15 protein-coding genes and 1 other RNA gene are annotated in these 15,510 nt (G+C 58.9%); 3 read left to right on the top strand and 13 right to left on the bottom strand.

The window, feature by feature from the left end; translation table 11 throughout:
- Positions 1-20: 20 nt before the first annotated feature.
- The 6 genes from U0L91_RS08650 to U0L91_RS08625 form a co-directional block, all read right to left on the bottom strand.
- Complete coding sequence (locus U0L91_RS08650; protein WP_330046121.1) at positions 21-1,370, bottom strand: DUF512 domain-containing protein; 1,350 nt, start codon at positions 1,368-1,370, stop codon at positions 21-23.
- Between the two features lie 78 nt (positions 1,371-1,448).
- Positions 1,449-1,637 (bottom strand): 50S ribosomal protein L32, encoded by a 189-nt coding sequence (gene rpmF / locus U0L91_RS08645; protein ID WP_113999801.1) that lies wholly within the window; start codon positions 1,635-1,637, stop codon positions 1,449-1,451.
- Positions 1,638-1,662: 25 nt separating this feature from the next.
- A complete protein-coding gene (locus U0L91_RS08640; RefSeq protein ID WP_330046119.1) occupies positions 1,663-2,163 on the bottom strand; it encodes a YceD family protein in 501 nt (166 codons plus the stop codon).
- Between the two features lie 191 nt (positions 2,164-2,354).
- Complete coding sequence (locus U0L91_RS08635) at positions 2,355-2,759, bottom strand: hypothetical protein (RefSeq protein WP_330046117.1); 405 nt, start codon at positions 2,757-2,759, stop codon at positions 2,355-2,357.
- Between the two features lie 46 nt (positions 2,760-2,805).
- On the bottom strand, positions 2,806-4,137 hold the full coding sequence (locus U0L91_RS08630; protein WP_330046116.1) for a glucose-6-phosphate isomerase: 1,332 nt from the start codon (positions 4,135-4,137) through the stop codon (positions 2,806-2,808).
- Between the two features lie 80 nt (positions 4,138-4,217).
- Positions 4,218-5,402, bottom strand: a complete 1,185-nt coding sequence (locus tag U0L91_RS08625; RefSeq protein ID WP_330046113.1) for a D-alanyl-D-alanine carboxypeptidase family protein — start codon at positions 5,400-5,402, stop codon at positions 4,218-4,220.
- A 149-nt stretch (positions 5,403-5,551) separates the two neighbouring features.
- On the opposite strand from U0L91_RS08625, the gene mtaB reads away from it, so the two are divergent.
- Positions 5,552-6,865 (top strand): tRNA (N(6)-L-threonylcarbamoyladenosine(37)-C(2))-methylthiotransferase MtaB, encoded by a 1,314-nt coding sequence (mtaB, locus tag U0L91_RS08620; RefSeq protein WP_330046111.1) that lies wholly within the window; start codon positions 5,552-5,554, stop codon positions 6,863-6,865.
- Positions 6,866-7,089: 224 nt separating this feature from the next.
- On the top strand, positions 7,090-8,613 hold the full coding sequence (locus tag U0L91_RS08615; RefSeq protein WP_330046109.1) for a 4Fe-4S dicluster domain-containing protein: 1,524 nt from the start codon (positions 7,090-7,092) through the stop codon (positions 8,611-8,613).
- Positions 8,614-8,742: 129 nt separating this feature from the next.
- Here U0L91_RS08615 and rlmH read toward each other — a convergent pair whose 3' ends face one another.
- From rlmH to U0L91_RS08590, 5 genes are all read right to left on the bottom strand, one after another.
- Positions 8,743-9,228 (bottom strand): 23S rRNA (pseudouridine(1915)-N(3))-methyltransferase RlmH, encoded by a 486-nt coding sequence (gene rlmH, locus U0L91_RS08610; protein WP_330046107.1) that lies wholly within the window; start codon positions 9,226-9,228, stop codon positions 8,743-8,745.
- A gap of 20 nt (positions 9,229-9,248) precedes the next feature.
- Positions 9,249-10,037, bottom strand: coding sequence for an MBL fold metallo-hydrolase (locus tag U0L91_RS08605; RefSeq protein ID WP_330046105.1), 789 nt, complete (start codon positions 10,035-10,037; stop codon positions 9,249-9,251).
- A gap of 127 nt (positions 10,038-10,164) precedes the next feature.
- Positions 10,165-11,448, bottom strand: coding sequence for a UDP-N-acetylglucosamine 1-carboxyvinyltransferase (locus tag U0L91_RS08600; RefSeq protein ID WP_330046103.1), 1,284 nt, complete (start codon positions 11,446-11,448; stop codon positions 10,165-10,167).
- Positions 11,449-11,628: 180 nt separating this feature from the next.
- Positions 11,629-13,530: a peptidoglycan DD-metalloendopeptidase family protein gene (locus tag U0L91_RS08595; RefSeq protein ID WP_330046101.1), complete on the bottom strand. Its 1,902-nt coding sequence runs from the start codon at positions 13,528-13,530 to the stop codon at positions 11,629-11,631.
- Between the two features lie 21 nt (positions 13,531-13,551).
- Positions 13,552-14,517, bottom strand: a complete 966-nt coding sequence (locus U0L91_RS08590; protein ID WP_330046099.1) for an RluA family pseudouridine synthase — start codon at positions 14,515-14,517, stop codon at positions 13,552-13,554.
- 104 nt (positions 14,518-14,621) lie between these two features.
- Between U0L91_RS08590 and rnpB the strand changes: the two genes are divergently transcribed.
- Positions 14,622-14,978, top strand: an RNA gene (gene rnpB / locus U0L91_RS08585) — RNase P RNA component class A.
- Between the two features lie 49 nt (positions 14,979-15,027).
- On the opposite strand, the gene U0L91_RS08580 is transcribed toward rnpB, so the two are convergent.
- Positions 15,028-15,279, bottom strand: coding sequence for a pro-sigmaK processing inhibitor BofA family protein (locus U0L91_RS08580; RefSeq protein WP_330046097.1), 252 nt, complete (start codon positions 15,277-15,279; stop codon positions 15,028-15,030).
- Positions 15,264-15,491, bottom strand: coding sequence for a hypothetical protein (locus tag U0L91_RS08575; RefSeq protein ID WP_330046095.1), 228 nt, complete (start codon positions 15,489-15,491; stop codon positions 15,264-15,266). The genes U0L91_RS08580 and U0L91_RS08575 overlap by 16 nt, the downstream gene beginning before the upstream one ends.
- Positions 15,492-15,510: the final 19 nt, after the last annotated feature.

The raw sequence follows: 15,510 nt of genomic DNA, 5'->3' as shown, positions 1-15,510 counted from the left end.
TTTATCGCAAGAATCCAAAATCAGCTGCCGCTGCCGAAGGACAGATGCAGCTTTTTGCGTTTGGGACGGGGCTTGCCGAAATAGGCCTTGCAGCAGCCCCCGCCGTCCGTGGGGATCACTTCGACGCAGCAGCCCAGCTCCTGGCCCAGCTGCTCGGCGGACATATCGTCCAAAAAGATGCCCTTCTCGTCCCGGAGCATGACCTCCGGCACGCAGAGCGTATCCCCTGCCAGGTTTCCCCTGCACTGGCGCAGAATGTCGGTGGCCGTCACAAGGCCCGTCACGCTGACATTGCCACCGAAGAAGTCGTTGCGGATCGCATGGACCGTGATCTCAACTTCCGGGAATTTCTGATGGAACCGCTGTGCCATCTCTTCAATGAGCGGCGCGGCCAGCGTACCGGTCGCGACATCCAGCCGGCGGGGCTGGGCCGGTCCTGAAAGGCTGTCCAGCTGTTCGAGGAAGGTATCCCGGTAAAGGCGCCACATGCCGACGCCATCCTCCAGCTGGGCGTACTCGTCATAGAACTCTGCCGGAGGAATGGGGCGTCCTGCCGTCAGATACCATTCATCGCTGGGATAGACAATACTGCGGCCGTAGTCACGGCGGCAGCGGCGGCTGTACTCCTCGAGGATGTCCAGCGTCTCAGCAGCCGATGCGGCATCGTAGGGCGTGAGCTTGTAAAGACCTTTCCGGTAATCGGTCACACCGGCCGGAACCACCGCGATGCTGCCTACATGGGGGTAAAGCCGGAGCAAATCTTCCAGCGTGCGGCGGAGTTCGTCGCCGTCATTGACACCGCGGCAGAGAACCAGCTGGCAGTTCATCTCGATACCGCCTTCGGCAAAGACATCGAGGTAACGCAGCGTTTCGGCCGCGCGTTTGTTGGCCATCATCCGGATGCGGAGCTGCGGATTGGTGGTGTGCACCGAGATGAAGATGGGGCTGATATGCAGCTTGACGATGCGCTCCACCTCCTGATCGGAGAGGTTGGTCATCGTGATATAGTTGCCGTACAGAAAGGAAAGGCGCTCGTCGTCATCCTTGAAGTAGAGCGGTGCCCGCATACCGGGGGGCAGCTGGTCAATGAAGCAGAACATGCAATGATTGGCACAGCTGTGTTTTTCGTCTCCGAGATAGGTTTTGAAGTTGCATCCGAAGGGTTCGTATTCCCCTTTTTGGACGGAAATCTCCCGTGTGGTGCCGTTCTCGCAGACCGTAAGCCGGAAAGACGGGGCCGCGGTATAATACTGATAATCCAGCGCGTCGCTCAGTTCATTGCCGTCGATGGCAACAAGCAGCGTTCCCGGGCTGAGGCCCAGGCGCTGTGCGGGGGAATTTTCATCTACACTGACCAGCTGCAGCGGCATAGAAAAGCTCCTTTCGTTCCGGTTTCCGGGGAATACAAGAAAAAGGGAGAGGCAGTGCCCCTCCCCTTTAAGAGACTGTTACGCCTCTTTGCTGACCTTGACAACTTCAACGCCCTTGTAGTAGCCACATTTGCCACAAACCTGATGGGGCACTTTCAGTTCGCCACACTGAGGACATTTCACCAGCGTAGGAGCCTCCAGTTTCCAAACATTGGAGCGGCGTTTATCGCGGCGGGCTTTGGATTGTTTTCTCTTGGGTACTGCCATTTTTAAGCACCTCCTTGGTGAAATTTCAACTAAGCAGTTGTTTTAATATGCTAAGCCGTGCATCGGCGGGGGCGGCATCGTCCGCGGGCCGACAGGTACATCCTGCCGCCTTTCTCTTGCCGCAGATGGGGCATAGGCCTTGACAATCCGGGCTGCAAAGCAGCACCTTCGGGATCTTGAAAATCAGTTCCTGATAAGCAAGCTCCCGCAAATCCAGACAACCTTTTTCATCCATCGGCAATTCAAAATCGGGGTCCTGCAGATCACGTTCCCGGACAAAATAATCCACCGTGAAATCGTAGGTTTCCCGCACAGGAGCGAGGCAGCGCGCACATTCCGCGTCGGCCGCAGCCTGCACATGCAGCTGCATGGCAACACCGTCGGTATCGGGTGTCGCTTCAAAAGAGCACACAACAGGATCGGTCACCCGGCTGCCGTCAAAATCCTCTTTTGAAAAATCTTCGGAAAACTGCGCTGTATAGGGCGTTTTTCCATTTTTGAAATAGCTGCGAATATCAAATTGCATAGTTCACCTCAAAAGGTTGCTTATCTAGTATACACAAGTACCGCGGGCTTGTCAACTGAAAATCGCAAAAAAATGGAAGAAAATCTTTTTGTGCCCTCTGCAGCGCCGGGCTGCAACGCAAAAGGGCAGGACGCCTTCGGCGCCTGCCCCTGTGGGAATGCACGGACGGCCGTTTTCGGCGTCCGGATGAGTTACATATACTTCTTGATGCTGTCGGGCAGAGCCTCGGGCGAAGCGGAAACGGTCACAACGACCTGAATCGCATTGCCGGCAATCTTGTCCACATCGGCCAGCACCTTGGCAGCGGCGTCCATGTTGTGATCAACGATCTTCAGGATGCCGTCCAGGAACAGTTCGGTGATATCGTAGTTGCCAGCCAGCACACCGGCGATGAAGCCGTACAGCATTTCGGCACCCTGAATGTGGTACTCGTCCACATCCAGCAGACGGGCTGCATGGTTGATCTCGGTGGTGAGCTTCATGGATTTTTCAATCACAACGATGTTGCCGGAAGTCGTCTTGGTGGCGTCGTTGATCATGTCGATCATGGTCTTGGTTTTGCCGGAGCCTTTGGCGCCAACGATGAGTTTAATCATAAGAAGGAACCTCCTTTAATATTCAAAGCGCGGAATCATCGGGATCTCAACCCAGTTTTGCTTCCAGTTCCGCTTTGCGATCCTCGTAGCCGGGTTTGCCCAGCAGCGCGAACATATTCTTCTTGTAGCTCTCAACACCGGGCTGGTCAAACGGGTTGACCGAGAGCAGATACCCGGAAACCGCGCAGGCTTTCCAGAAGAAGTAAATCAGGTAGCCGACGTTGTAGGCATCCAGCGAATCAACTTCGATCACACCGATCGGCACACCGCCGTCGGTATGGGCCAGGATGGTGCCTTCCATGGCCTTGCGGTTGACAACGCTCATATTCTGATCGGACAGGAAGTTCAGGCCGTCAAAATTGCCTTCCAGCGGCTCAATGTAAAAATCTTCGCGGGTGTTCTTGATGTCCACATAGGTCTCGAACATCGCACGGCTGCCGTCCTGCAGGAACTGACCCATCGAATGCAGATCGGTGGAGAAGATGCAGGAAGTGGGCATCAGGCCCTTCTGGTCCTTGCCCTCGCTCTCGCCGAAGAGCTGCTTATACCACTCGTTCATCATCGAGAAATCCGGCTCAAAGGCGGCCAGCGTCTCGACGACCTTACCCTTGCGGTACAGGATGTTGCGGGTCATGGCATAACGGTAAGCGTCATTGTCCTTGCTGCAGACGCTGAAGCGCTCCCGCGCATCCGCGGCGCCCTGCATCAGGGCATCAATGTCGATGCCGGCGCAGGCGATGGGCAGCAGCCCCACTGCAGTCAGCACCGAGTAGCGGCCGCCCACATCGTCGGGAACGACGAAGGTGGGCCAGCCCTGCGCGTCCGCCAGCTGCTTGAGGGTGCCCTTGCAGCGGTCGGTCGTGGCATAAATGCGCTTGTTGGCTTCCTCGGGGCCGACAGCGTCCTCGAGCAGCTTGCGCAGAACACGGAACGCCAGGGCGGTCTCGGTGGTGGTGCCGGACTTGGAAATCACGTTGATGGAGAAACGCTTGCCCTTGGTGATCTTGATGATATCATTCAGGTAGGTGGGCGAGATCGTATTGCCGCAGAAATAGATCTTCAGGCCCTCTTCGGTATCGTTATGGAACTGTCCCTTGACAGCCTCCACAACCGCGCGGGCGCCCAGGTAGGAGCCGCCGATACCGGCGACGAGCAGTACATCGGAATCCTCACGGATCTTTTTGGCCGCTTCCTTGATCCGGACAAACTCTTCCTTATCATAGTTTACAGGGAGATCGAGCCATCCCAGAAAATCATTGCCGGCGCCGGTGCGGGCTTCCAGCTGCTGATGCGCAAGTTCAACCTGCGGGAAAATATGATCATATTCTTCAGGTCGGATAAACTTTGCCAGATGTTTGCCATTGTAGTTGACACTCATCAATAAGTCCTCCTCTTCAAATTTTGTAACTTCATGATACCGTTTTCCCGTCTTGTTGTCAAGTAAAACGCTGTCCTTTTTCATCCGTTTTGCACAAAATTTTCCGGCAGCAGCAAGAATCCATCGACAAGGCGACGGAAGCAGAAACCGAAGTCCCGCACCCCCACATCCTGGGCCGCCGTGATCGGACAGCTCTGCAAAATACCGGCATCATTGCGGATCAGCAGGCTGCCCACAACCGCACCTTTTTTGACCGGGGCTTCAATGGCGTCCGGCAGGTCGATCTGCCCCACAATCGTACTGCCCTGCCCTTTCGGCATCAGGCAGCGTTCGGGGGCCTGATAGTCAAGTTCCAGCTCCACACTGTCGCCGTGCAGGACCTTCAGCGTGGCGGGGGCATCCTCGGGAACGGGAACATCGGCACTTTCAAAAGCCGCAAACCCGTAATCCAGCAGCATCGTGGCAGCCTGGAAACGCTCCGCACCGGTCGAAGACCCCAGCACGACGGCAATCAGCCGCAGATTGTCCCGCTCGGCACTGGCGGAAATACAGACGCCCGCCTTGCCGGTTGTTCCGGTTTTCAGCCCGGTGATACCCGTATAGCTCTTGAGCAGTTTGTTCGTATTGACGAGCTGGGTGGCGCCGTCGCGCAGGGAGTCCATCCAGATCGTGCAGTAGTCGCCGATCTCGGGATGATGCAGCAGCATTTCCCGGCTCATGATGGCCACATCCCGCGCCGTGGAAAGGTGTCCGTCCTCATCCAGACCGCAGGCATTGCGGAACTGCGTGTTGGTCATGCCGAGTTCCGCCGCGCGGGCATTCATCCGGTCCACGAAGGCCGGTTCGCTGCCGCCCACATACTCGGCCACCGCCACCGCCGCATCGTTGGCGGACGCAATGCAGATTGCCTTGATCATCTCCTGCAGCGTCATCTTTTCACCGGGTTCCAGCCAGATCTGGCTGCCGCCGGTATGGTAGGCGTGTTCCGAAACGGGCACCTCGTCTTCCAGCGAGATCTGCCCGGCTTCGAGTGCCTCAAAGGTCAGCAGCAGCGTCATCACCTTGGTGATGGAGGCAATCGGGCGCTGCTGGTCGGCGTTTTTCTCGTACAGGACCGTACCGGAATCCTCATCGATCAGGATCGCGGCCTGGCAGGGCAGATCAAAGTCCCGGTCGGTCGCCGGCACAACTTCCAGCGCCGAGCAGGGCAGCATGCCCAGCACCAATGTCAGAACAAAAGCAATGGCCAGGACCCGGTATTTCATCGCAGAAGCCTCCTCCGCTTGCAGTGTTTTGGTCTTATTGTATGCGGCCGTTCTGACGAACATGCAGTGAAGCGTGCTCTCTTGTGCTTTGGTCGGATTTTGTATATAATGGAACCATCAATTACATTGGATAAGGATGTTTTTTTGCGATGCGTGTTTGTTTTTATACCCTGGGCTGCAAGGTGAATCAGAACGAGACCGGCGCCCTGGCACAGCTGTTCGAGCAGAACGGCTTCACGGTGGTGGAAAACGGCGAGGCGGCGGATGTGTATGTCGTCAACAGCTGCACCGTCACCAACTTCGGCGACCAGAAAAGCCGCAAGTGGCTGCGCCGCGCCAAGCGGGAGAACCCGGGCGCCGTCACGGTCCTGACGGGATGCTATCCCCAGGCATTCCCCGAGGAGGCTGCCGGAATCGCCGAGGCCGACGTGATCACCGGTTCCGGCAACCGGCTTTCCATCCTGCAGGATGTACAGAAGGTGCTCAGCGGTGAGGAAGCCCGGGTCGTCGATATCCGCCCCCATGTCAAGGGAGAAACCTTTGAGGAGCTGCCGATGGACCGGTTTGCCGACCATACGCGCGCCTTTGTGAAGGTGGAGGATGGCTGCAACCGGCGCTGTGCCTACTGTGTGATCCCCCGTGCCCGCGGACCGGTGCGCAGCCGCAGCGAGGCCAGCATCCTGGAGGAGCTGCGCCGGCTGGCGGCTTCGGGATACCGCGAGGTCGTTCTGACGGCAATCAGCCTGCCCAGCTACGGCAGTGATACCGGGACCGGGCTGGCCGATCTGGTGGAGCATGCCGCCCAGGTGGAGGGCATTGAACGCATCCGGCTGGGCAGTCTCGACCCCGATATGCTGACCGATCGCGACATTGCGCGGCTGGCCGCCGTGCCAAAACTCTGCCCGCAGTTCCATCTGAGTCTGCAGAGCGGCTGTTCGAGGACGCTGCGCGCCATGCGCCGTCCCTACACGGCCGACCAGTATGCCCAGGTTGCCCGGAAACTCAAGGACGCTTTCGGCGAGGAGAATGTCAGCTTCACGACCGATGTGATTGTCGGATTCCCCGGCGAGACCGAGCAGGATTTTGAGGAGAGCCTGGATTTTGTGGTCGGGCAGCGGTTTCTCAAAGTCCATGTATTCCCCTATTCCCGCCGCGAAGGCACGCCCGCCTTTGACTTTCCCAATCAGGTTCCCGAGCACGAGAAGGAAGCCCGCAGTCACCGGATGACCCAGGCCGCTGAGGCGGTCCGCGCCGAGCTGGCTGCCTCCCTGCAGGGACGCACCGCCGAGGTGCTGTTGGAAACGCCCCTTTCGGCGACCCTCTTCACCGGGTATACCCGGCAGTATCTTCCGGTGGCCGTGTCGGCGCCGGGGCACCGGAGCGGCGAAATCGTGACAGTCCGGCTGGGAGAATGGGATGGCCAGCGGTGCCGCGCCGAGGCCCTGCCGGGCGGGACCGTGTAACACCGTGCGCAAAACCGCCGCATAAAGATTCTGACCGGATTATTTACAGTATTTTTTGCTTTTTTTGCCCTTCCCCCTATTGTAAAGATTGCGATTTCTTGGTAAAATCTTAACAGAAGCCGAATTGACATTAATTTAACGTCTGTGTAACGGGCGAGGATTTTCCAAGACTGTCAATACGGCCGAAACGGTCATCAAAGTATAGTGTAAGGAGCAAAATCATCATGAGAGGCATTTACACCCCTGTCACCGACATTCGCCGCAAGGTCTTTACCGAAGTGGCCCGGATGTCCTATGAAGGCGGCGAGATGGCGGATTATGCCAAGGATATCCGCGACCTGCCTTACAAGATCATTCCCGGTGAGGTCGGCCAGCTGCGCAGCAGCATCTTCCTGGAGAGAGCCATTGTGTCGGAGCGCATCCGTCTTGCCATGGGTCTTTCGCTGCGTCCGCTCGATGCCAGTGTCCCCGCCACGGAGAATCTGGAGCACAGTGTCGTGGCCGACAAGTTCTATGAGCCGCCTCTGATCAATGTGATCAAGTTTGCCTGCAACCAGTGCCCCGAAAAACTCATCAAGGTAACGGCCATGTGCCAGGGCTGCCTTGCTCATCCCTGCCAGGAAGTCTGCCCCAAAAAGGCCATCAGCTTCCGCAACGGCAAAAGCCACATCGACCAGGATCTGTGCATCAAGTGCGGCCGCTGCGTGAGCACCTGCCCGTACAATGCCATCGTCAAGGTCGAGCGTCCCTGCGCCAAGGCCTGCGGCATGGGCGCAATCCATTCCGACGAATACGGCCGTGCGGAGATCGATTACGACAAGTGCGTATCCTGCGGCATGTGCCTGGTCAACTGCCCCTTCGGCGCCATCGTGGACAAGGGCCAGATCTTCCAGCTGATCCAGTCCATCAAGCGCGGCGACCGCGTCATCGCGATTGTGGCTCCGGCTTTCGTCAACCAGTTCCCCAACATGACGCCCGCCAAACTGCGCGAGGGCATGCGGCTTCTGGGCTTTGCCGGCACGGCGGAAGTTGCCGTCGGCGCTGACCTGTGCACCATCGATGAGGCGCACGATTTCATGGAGGAAGTTCCCTCCAAGCATCCCTTCATGGGCACGTCCTGCTGCCCGGCGTGGAGCGTCATGGCCAAGAAGACCTTCCCCAAGTATGCCGACTGCATCAGCATGACGATGACCCCGATGGTCCTGACGGCACGTCTGATCAAGAAATCCGATCCCAACGCCCGCATCTGCTTCGTGGGTCCCTGCTCCGCCAAGAAGCTGGAAGCCAGCCGCCGCACGGTGCGCAGCGAGGTGGACTTCGTCCTGACCTTCGAGGAACTGATGGGTATGTTTGAGGCCCGCAATGTGGACTTCAACGATCTGCCCGACGATCCCAGCGACAACTTTGACGATGCCAGCTCGGACGGCCGCGGCTTCGCGGTCAGCGGCGGCGTTGCCCAGGCGGTCGTGAACGCGATCAAGAAGATTGATCCCGACCGTGAGGTCAAGGTTGCTTCCGCACAGGGTCTTGCCGAGTGCAAGAAGATGATGCAGATGGCTGCCGCCGGCAAGTACAACGGTTACCTGCTGGAAGGCATGGCCTGCCCGGGCGGCTGCATTGCCGGTGCCGGCACGCTGGCCGACCCTGCCCGCAGCGCGATGATGCTGACCAAGTACAAGGCACAGGCCACCATGAAGTCTGCTGTCGATACGCCGTACAAGGATACGCTGGACAAGCTCAAGTACTGATCCGGATTTCCTTGTCTGCCTGAAAAATCCCAAACCACCCTCTGCCCGCACGGCCAGACAGCCGCCGGTGCCGGGGGTGGTTTTTTCTCACAAAAAGCGCCCGCATGGATGAACCGTGCGGGCGTTGTATTATTTATGATATTTCATGCCGGCATTGATGGTGCAGGCCCGGTAGATCTGTTCGGTCAGAACCAGCCGGGCAAGCTGGTGCGGCATCGTGATCCGGCCCATCGACAGTTTGGCCTGTGCCGCCTGTTTGACTTCCGGCGCAAGGCCGTGGGAAGAACCGATCACAAAGGTGATGTCCCCCGCTCCGCTGTTGGCGCGCTGTGCCAGCAGGGCGGCCAGTTCCTCGCTGGAAAACTGCTTTCCCTCCACGCAGAGCGCCGCCAGATAAGACCCCTTGCGGAGATTGGAAAGGATCGCCTTTCCCTCCTTCTGGAGCGCTTTTTCAATCTGGGCCTCGCTGGCATTCTTGTCGGCAAGGGATGCCTCGGGCAGTTCGATGATCCGGAAGTTGCAGAACGCGGAAAGTCGTTTCTGGTACTCCGCAACGCCGGCCGCAAAATAGGGCGCATTGAGTTTTCCGAGGCAGATCAGGTCAATGTTCTGCATTGTAGGAGCCTCCCTCCGGTTCAGAATTCAATGTACGGGCTGATGTCATTGCGCAGCTGTGCCTGGATGGTCAGGTCCTTTTCCAGATCAATGCCGGCGCTGAGCAGGACATTGTAGACCGTCGTCATGACCAGTTCCGGGGAGTTGTTGGTCTGGCTCAGATGGCAGAGTGCAAACTTCTTGCAGCCGTCCTGGATCAGGTCCAGCAGCTCGGCGGCACAGGCCTTGTTGTCCAGGTGTCCGCGGTCACTCGCGATCCGGACCTTGAGATAGTACGGATACGGCCCGCCGTGCAGACTGAAGGCATCATAGTTGGCTTCCAGCGCAACGAGGTCGCATCCGGCCAGGCTCTGCTGCACCACGGGGGTCAGCGTTCCGAGGTCGGTGGCAATGGCCATCGTGCGCTCATCGGGGGTGCGAATCCGGTACCCGCAGCAGGGCACGTCGTGACTGGTGGGGAAACTGGTCACCGTAAAGCCGCCGATCTCCTCAGTCCGGCCGTCCATCGCGATGGCTTCCACGGCGGGCGGGATCGTTCCGCGGGAATACAGTGTGTCAAGGGTATCGGCACAGCCGTAGACCGGCACCGTGTAATGCTTGAGGAAGGTGTCAAGGCCGCTCACATGGTCGGAATGTTCGTGGGTGATCAGGATGCCCTCGCAGTCCGAAACCGCCAGATTCAGCCGGCGCAGGGCATTCAGCGTGGTGCGGCAGCTCTTCCCCATATCCACCAGCAGGTACTTTTCTCCCTGGCGGATGAGTGCGCAATTTCCGGATGATCCCGAATACAGTGTGGTAAACAGTGCCATGGTATTCCCTTTCCCGCTCCCTTTTTCCGGCCCGCGGCCGTTGTGACAGCAAAACAAGCGGCAAATCGCACCCCGGCGTCCCGCGCCAGGCGCACCATTTGCCGCTTGATCTCGTTTTGACTTGCGGTCAGATCGCTCGTGTCAGACCGCGGACCGGCGCCTCAACACGGCGGATATCCGCGCCGAGTGCCTGGAGTTTTTCTACAATATTTTCGTACCCACGTTCAATATGGGCCGTCTCGTCAATCTCGCTGACGCCGTCTGCCGCCAGTGCCGCCATCACCATGGCAGCGCCTGCCCGCAGATCCAGTGCACGCAGGGGGGCGGGGTACAGCTTTTTGACGCCCTCAATGACCGCCACCTGGCCGTCCACCTGGATGTTGGCGCCCATCCGGATCAGCTCATCGACATAGCGGAAGCGGTTTTCCCAGATGCCTTCGGTCACAATGGACGTGCCGTCGGCCAGCGTCAGCAGCACCGTCATCAGCGGCTGCATATCTGTCGGGAAGCCGGGATGCGGCATGGTCTTGATCTTGACGGGATGAATCGGACCCGTGCGGGTGATCCGCATGGCGTCATCGTATTCGGTCACTTCACAGCCGGCCGCCCGCAGTTTGGCGGTGATCGGTTCCATATGCTTGGGGATCACGTTGTGCAGCGTCACATCGCCGCCCGTAATGGCGGCTCCCACCATATAGCTGCCAGCCTCGATCTGGTCGGGAATGATGGAGTAGCTGCAGCCATGCAGCTGCTTGACGCCGCGGATCTTGATCACATCGGTACCGGCGCCGTGAACATCGGCGCCCATCATATTCAGGCAGTTGGCCAGATCCACGACATGGGGTTCACGGGCCACATTTTCCAGAATCGTCAGGCCGTCCGCCATCACGGCGGCGAGCATGGCGTTCATGGTGGCACCCACCGAAACCGTATCGAAGAAGATATGTGCACCGGTCAGATGATCCGCCTTGACACGGATCATGCCGTACTCGACGGAGTCCTCCGCGCCGAGTGCCGTAAACGCCTTGAGGTGCTGGTCAATGGGACGGGGGCCCAGATTGCAGCCGCCCGGCATGGCGACCTGTCCGGCGCCGAACCGTCCGAGCAGAGCACCGAGAAAATAGTAACTGGCGCGCATCTGACGGGACAGCTCATTGGAGACCTCGGTGCAATCCAGATGGGTCGTATCAATCTCGTAGGTGCTTTTGCTGACCATGCGGATATTGGCGCCAAGTTCGCTGAGAATCTGCAGCGACGCCATCACATCACTGATACAGGGAAGGTTCTCAATGATACACTTATCCGCCGCCAAAATCGTGGCCGGCAGAATTGCCACCGCCGCATTCTTGGCTCCGCCGATCATGACATCGCCCTGAAGGGGTTTGCCCCCGTGAATCACAAACTTTTCCAAGCAGTTACTCTCCTTTTCGGATCGCCTGCACGGCGTATTGTGCCGCACATCTAGAAGTTATTATACACCATCTGGCGTGTTTTGAAAAGTGCCGACACTATTATTTGTAAAATATTTGCGAAATTGTAACCGGTCTGCAATTTTGTCCGCAGATCTTTCCGGAAAATTCTGGAACCCCTGTTACCATTCACGGACGGAGCCGCCGAACAGCGTTTCCGCACTGAAGCGGCCGTTGGGGCCATACATCTCGAAGTGGCAATGGTTACCGGTGGAGTCGCCCGTCGAGCCGACATAGCCGATGATGTCGCCCTGTTTGACGGCCTGTCCCACGCTGCACGCGAGGCGGGACATATGGGCATACAGGGTCTTATAGCCGTTGCCGTGGTCGATGACGACGTAGTTGCCGTAGCTGTAATGCGAGGTGGCGGTGATGACCTCACCGGAATCCGAGGCGTAGATCGGCGTGCCGTAGGCAGCACAGATATCGGCGCCCTTATGGTAGGAGCTCATCCAGCGGCTGACGTAGGTGTATCCCGGGACAGGCCACATGAAGTTGCCGGTGCCGATGGAGGCGATCATACCGCTCTGGAGGCGGGTGCCGCGGACCGTGATCTGGGCCACGGGCGCCTGCAGGACCTGCACATCCACTGCCTCGCGGGCCGTTTCGACGCCGTCCACATAGGTAACTTCCTGCGTGACCTGCTCCACGCCGTCCACGCCTTCCTGAACCGTGACAATCTTGCCGAAGTCATATTCATCGGAGTCGCTGGTCTGGGTCTCGAAGGGAATCGGTGCCGTGTAGGTGCTGCGGACAACCTCCTTGACCTTGAGCATTTCAGGACTGGAGACGCCGATAATCAGGTCGGTGCCTGCTGCCAGCTCCTCGTCGGTGGAGGTGAGCTGCGGGTTGAGGGCCGCCAGCGTATCCCACGAGACGCCGGAGTTGTCGAGCACCGTCTGGACCGTATCGCCTTCCGAGGCAACATAGCGCGAGATGTCCGAGCCCTGGTTCAGGGTATTGATGACATCCTGATAGCTCACAATGGAGTCCAGCAGATAAATGCCGTCCACCAGGCGGATATCATGGACGAAGCTGACCCGCTTGTTGGGGTCAAGCGCGTTGACGTAGGGGGCCTTGATGCTTTCCAGATAGGTGCGCAGATGGTCGCCTTCCGTTGTGACAAAGCGCAGACCGCCGTCCACATAGACGGCCGTTGCCTCGCCGATTTCGTTGCTGGAAGCCCGAAGAATGGCATCAACCACTTCGGTCTCGCTCATCGTGTCATCGCCGACCTTGAGCGTGTAGGTGGGGGTGATGTTCCAGCTGTCGCTGGAAACCGCCGCGCCGGTGGAGGCCATGACGGCTGCCGCGTTGTTGATACGGGACTGGACGTCCTCACTGGCGCTCTCAAAGACCTGCTCGTTGGCCACGCTGCCCACGGACTGGCCGTTGACCTGCACATTCAGCACAAAGGTGCGGTCCAGACCGGTCTGGACCACATAAATGAATCCGACGGCAGCCGCCACCGGCAGCAGATAGGAAACGGCATTGAGCACCAGCGGGAAATAGCGCTTGGTACCATCCGCAAAGTAGCGGAGCTTTTCCTTGCGGACCTGGCGGGCGCTCTCGTTGGCCATCTTCTCGGAGAGCTGCTGGATATGGCGGAAGCCCGAAGCCATCACAAAGAACGGCTCGGTCAGGCCCTCGCAGAGCATGATGATGCCCAGTGCAAAGGGACGGATGATCGTCACCAGCAGGCGGGCCGCATGGGTGCCGATGGCACGCAGCACTTTGGAAACCCCGCGGCCCGAGCAGACCAGTGCATACTCGACCCAGAAGCCGATCATGTACAGCGCATCACCGATCAGACGGGCATGGGGCATTCTGCCCATGAGCGAAGAGAGCCGGTGATGCCGGCGCGCCTTTTTGCTGCGCCGGTGCCAGGAACGGACCGTCATCCGGCAGCGGATCTGGTCCAGCCAGAGAGTCATGCCGCGATGGGTGGCTTTTTGTTTTTTACGGCGGGAGCCGGTTTCCGGCGTTTCGCCGTTTTGTTTTTCGTCAAGCTGAGAAGGATTCAAGGGGAACTCCTTTCCGCGCCGTCAAAGGCGCGAACGCAGAGGGTTGTCCTGTGCCGGATCAGCACCGACAGGCAGGACGGTTTGCAAAAGGTCGCCGATCTGTGCCCCGGCGGGAAGGCCGGCAGCAACACAGGCGGCTGAAAAGTCGGGAGGAAGCGGGCTCTGGACACGGCGCTCCTCCCCGCTGATCGGGACGCGGAACCGCAGTACCGCGCAGTGCAGCGCATGGCGGGTCATCAGGCCCTCATGGCCGCCGTACAGGGTATCCCCCGCAAGCGGATGACCCTGCCAGGAAAAATGGACCCGGATCTGATGGGTCCGCCCGGTGAGCGGAAAGCAGGCTGCCAGCGAATGCGTCGGGCTTGCTGCAAGCACCGTATACGCCGTCACGCTGGGTTTTCCATCCTCGCGCACGCAGCGGCCGATGATGGAATCCCCGCGCCGGGCAATCGGGGCATCAATCCGTCCCGGACCCAGCGGCAGGCTGCCCTCCACCAGGGCAAGATAGCACTTGCGGACGGTGGCGCTCAACAGCGGTGCCGCAAACGCATTCTGCGCACAGAGCACCAGTCCGCTCGTGTTTTTATCAATTCGGTTGACCGGGCGGAATACGCCGGTCTGCCCCCTTTGGGCAAGAAGGTAAATCCACCCGTTGGCCAATGTCCCATCGGGATGGTTGAGGGTCGGGTGCACAGCAATCCCGGCCGGTTTGTCCAGCACCGCGGCGAACTCGTCCTCGTAGGCGACGCGGAACGGTACCTGCTGGGCCTGGACATCGGTGGGCGGCTCGGGCGGCAGCTCAAAGGTGATCTGCTGGCCCTGCTGCACCTTCTGGTCGGTATGAATCGGCTCACCGGATGCAAAGAATCCCTTGCCGTGGTATTTGACCGTCTTGATGCAGGTCGCACTGACCCCCATCGTGCGCAGAAAGACATACAGCCGCATACCGCTGCAGTCTGCGGGCACCGGAAAACGAAGAAGCTGCATCGTTTTCCCTGCCCCCTTATCTTCCTATACTCACACACGGTGTATTATAGCATAAAATTCAGCCGGTTGCAAATATTGAAATAAAGTGGTATAATACCGTCAAACGAGTGGAACATACGGCGGCGGAGCGGCAAACCCGTTCTGAGGAAAGTCCGGGCTTCACAGAGGCATGGCAACTGCTAACGGCAGCCGGGGGTGACCCCAGGGATAGTGCAACAGAAAGAAACCGCCCTCTTCGGATGGCAAGGATGGAAAGGCGAGGTAAGAGCTCACCAGCGCACTGGTAACTTTGCGGCTATGTAAACCCTGTCAGAAGCAACAACCGTATGGGACATATGTGGAAGCCTCGCACGTCCCGGTGTTGGCGTGTCGGGCCTTCGGGCCCGCGGAATTTTGCGGTGACGCAAAATCAAGATAGATCGTCGTTTAATACAGAACCCGGCTTACGGTCCAGTCGTTTTACAAGAAAAAAGCAACTCCCTCTGTCCTTGTGGCAGAGGGAGTTGTTTTTTATAGCAGAACGTTCAGAATCAGCAGCAGGATCACGCCGGGCAAACCGAGGACAGCGGCACAGCCGCCGGTAAAGGCGTTGAACGGCAGCATCACCCCGGTCACCGGTTCCAGCAGCGCCAGCGCTGCAAGACCCGCCGCCCCGCACACCGCGCTGCTGAGCAGCCGCAGCAGCGGGTGGCTGTGTGACGCGGCAGCACGCGCCACCAGCAGCAGGCAGACCGCACCGGCGGCAATCAGGGGGACCGGCATTCTGTATCCCCCCTCAGTTCACGCAGCAGCGCCCGGCAATGGCACATCAGTGCCGCATGTTCGTAGATCACCCGCTCGATGGAGAAATCATCCTGCGCCAGCTGGAAGGCAGCTTCATTGCCACGCAGCCGCCGGATGGTGGCCTTCAGTTCGCGGACGGTCCGCTCCTTCTTTTTGCGTGCCGCGCGCTGTTTTCTGGATTCGATCCGCATGGGATTCCCCCTTTCCGAG

Source organism: Gemmiger sp. (genome assembly GCF_036306485.1).
Lineage (GTDB): Bacteria > Bacillota > Clostridia > Oscillospirales > Ruminococcaceae > Gemmiger.
This window is presented reverse-complemented; position numbering and strand designations above follow the sequence as displayed.

What these genes read in the sequence shown, in the direction of transcription:
- U0L91_RS08575 (WP_330046095.1), bottom strand. Translation starts at nt 15,491, where the DNA reads ATGCGGATCGAATCCAGAAAACAGCGCGCGGCACGCAAAAAGAAGGAG.
- rpmF (WP_113999801.1), bottom strand. Translation starts at nt 1,637, where the DNA reads ATGGCAGTACCCAAGAGAAAACAATCCAAAGCCCGCCGCGATAAACGC.
- U0L91_RS08635 (WP_330046117.1), bottom strand. Translation starts at nt 2,759, where the DNA reads ATGATTAAACTCATCGTTGGCGCCAAAGGCTCCGGCAAAACCAAGACC.
- rlmH (WP_330046107.1), bottom strand. Translation starts at nt 9,228, where the DNA reads ATGCAGAACATTGACCTGATCTGCCTCGGAAAACTCAATGCGCCCTAT.
- U0L91_RS08590 (WP_330046099.1), bottom strand. Translation starts at nt 14,517, where the DNA reads ATGCAGCTTCTTCGTTTTCCGGTGCCCGCAGACTGCAGCGGTATGCGG.
- U0L91_RS08650 (WP_330046121.1), bottom strand. Translation starts at nt 1,370, where the DNA reads ATGCCGCTGCAGCTGGTCAGTGTAGATGAAAATTCCCCCGCACAGCGC.
- U0L91_RS08640 (WP_330046119.1), bottom strand. Translation starts at nt 2,163, where the DNA reads ATGCAATTTGATATTCGCAGCTATTTCAAAAATGGAAAAACGCCCTAT.
- U0L91_RS08580 (WP_330046097.1), bottom strand. Translation starts at nt 15,279, where the DNA reads ATGCCGGTCCCCCTGATTGCCGCCGGTGCGGTCTGCCTGCTGCTGGTG.
- U0L91_RS08615 (WP_330046109.1), top strand. Translation starts at nt 7,090, where the DNA reads ATGAGAGGCATTTACACCCCTGTCACCGACATTCGCCGCAAGGTCTTT.
- U0L91_RS08625 (WP_330046113.1), bottom strand. Translation starts at nt 5,402, where the DNA reads ATGAAATACCGGGTCCTGGCCATTGCTTTTGTTCTGACATTGGTGCTG.
- mtaB (WP_330046111.1), top strand. Translation starts at nt 5,552, where the DNA reads ATGCGTGTTTGTTTTTATACCCTGGGCTGCAAGGTGAATCAGAACGAG.
- U0L91_RS08605 (WP_330046105.1), bottom strand. Translation starts at nt 10,037, where the DNA reads ATGGCACTGTTTACCACACTGTATTCGGGATCATCCGGAAATTGCGCA.
- U0L91_RS08630 (WP_330046116.1), bottom strand. Translation starts at nt 4,137, where the DNA reads ATGAGTGTCAACTACAATGGCAAACATCTGGCAAAGTTTATCCGACCT.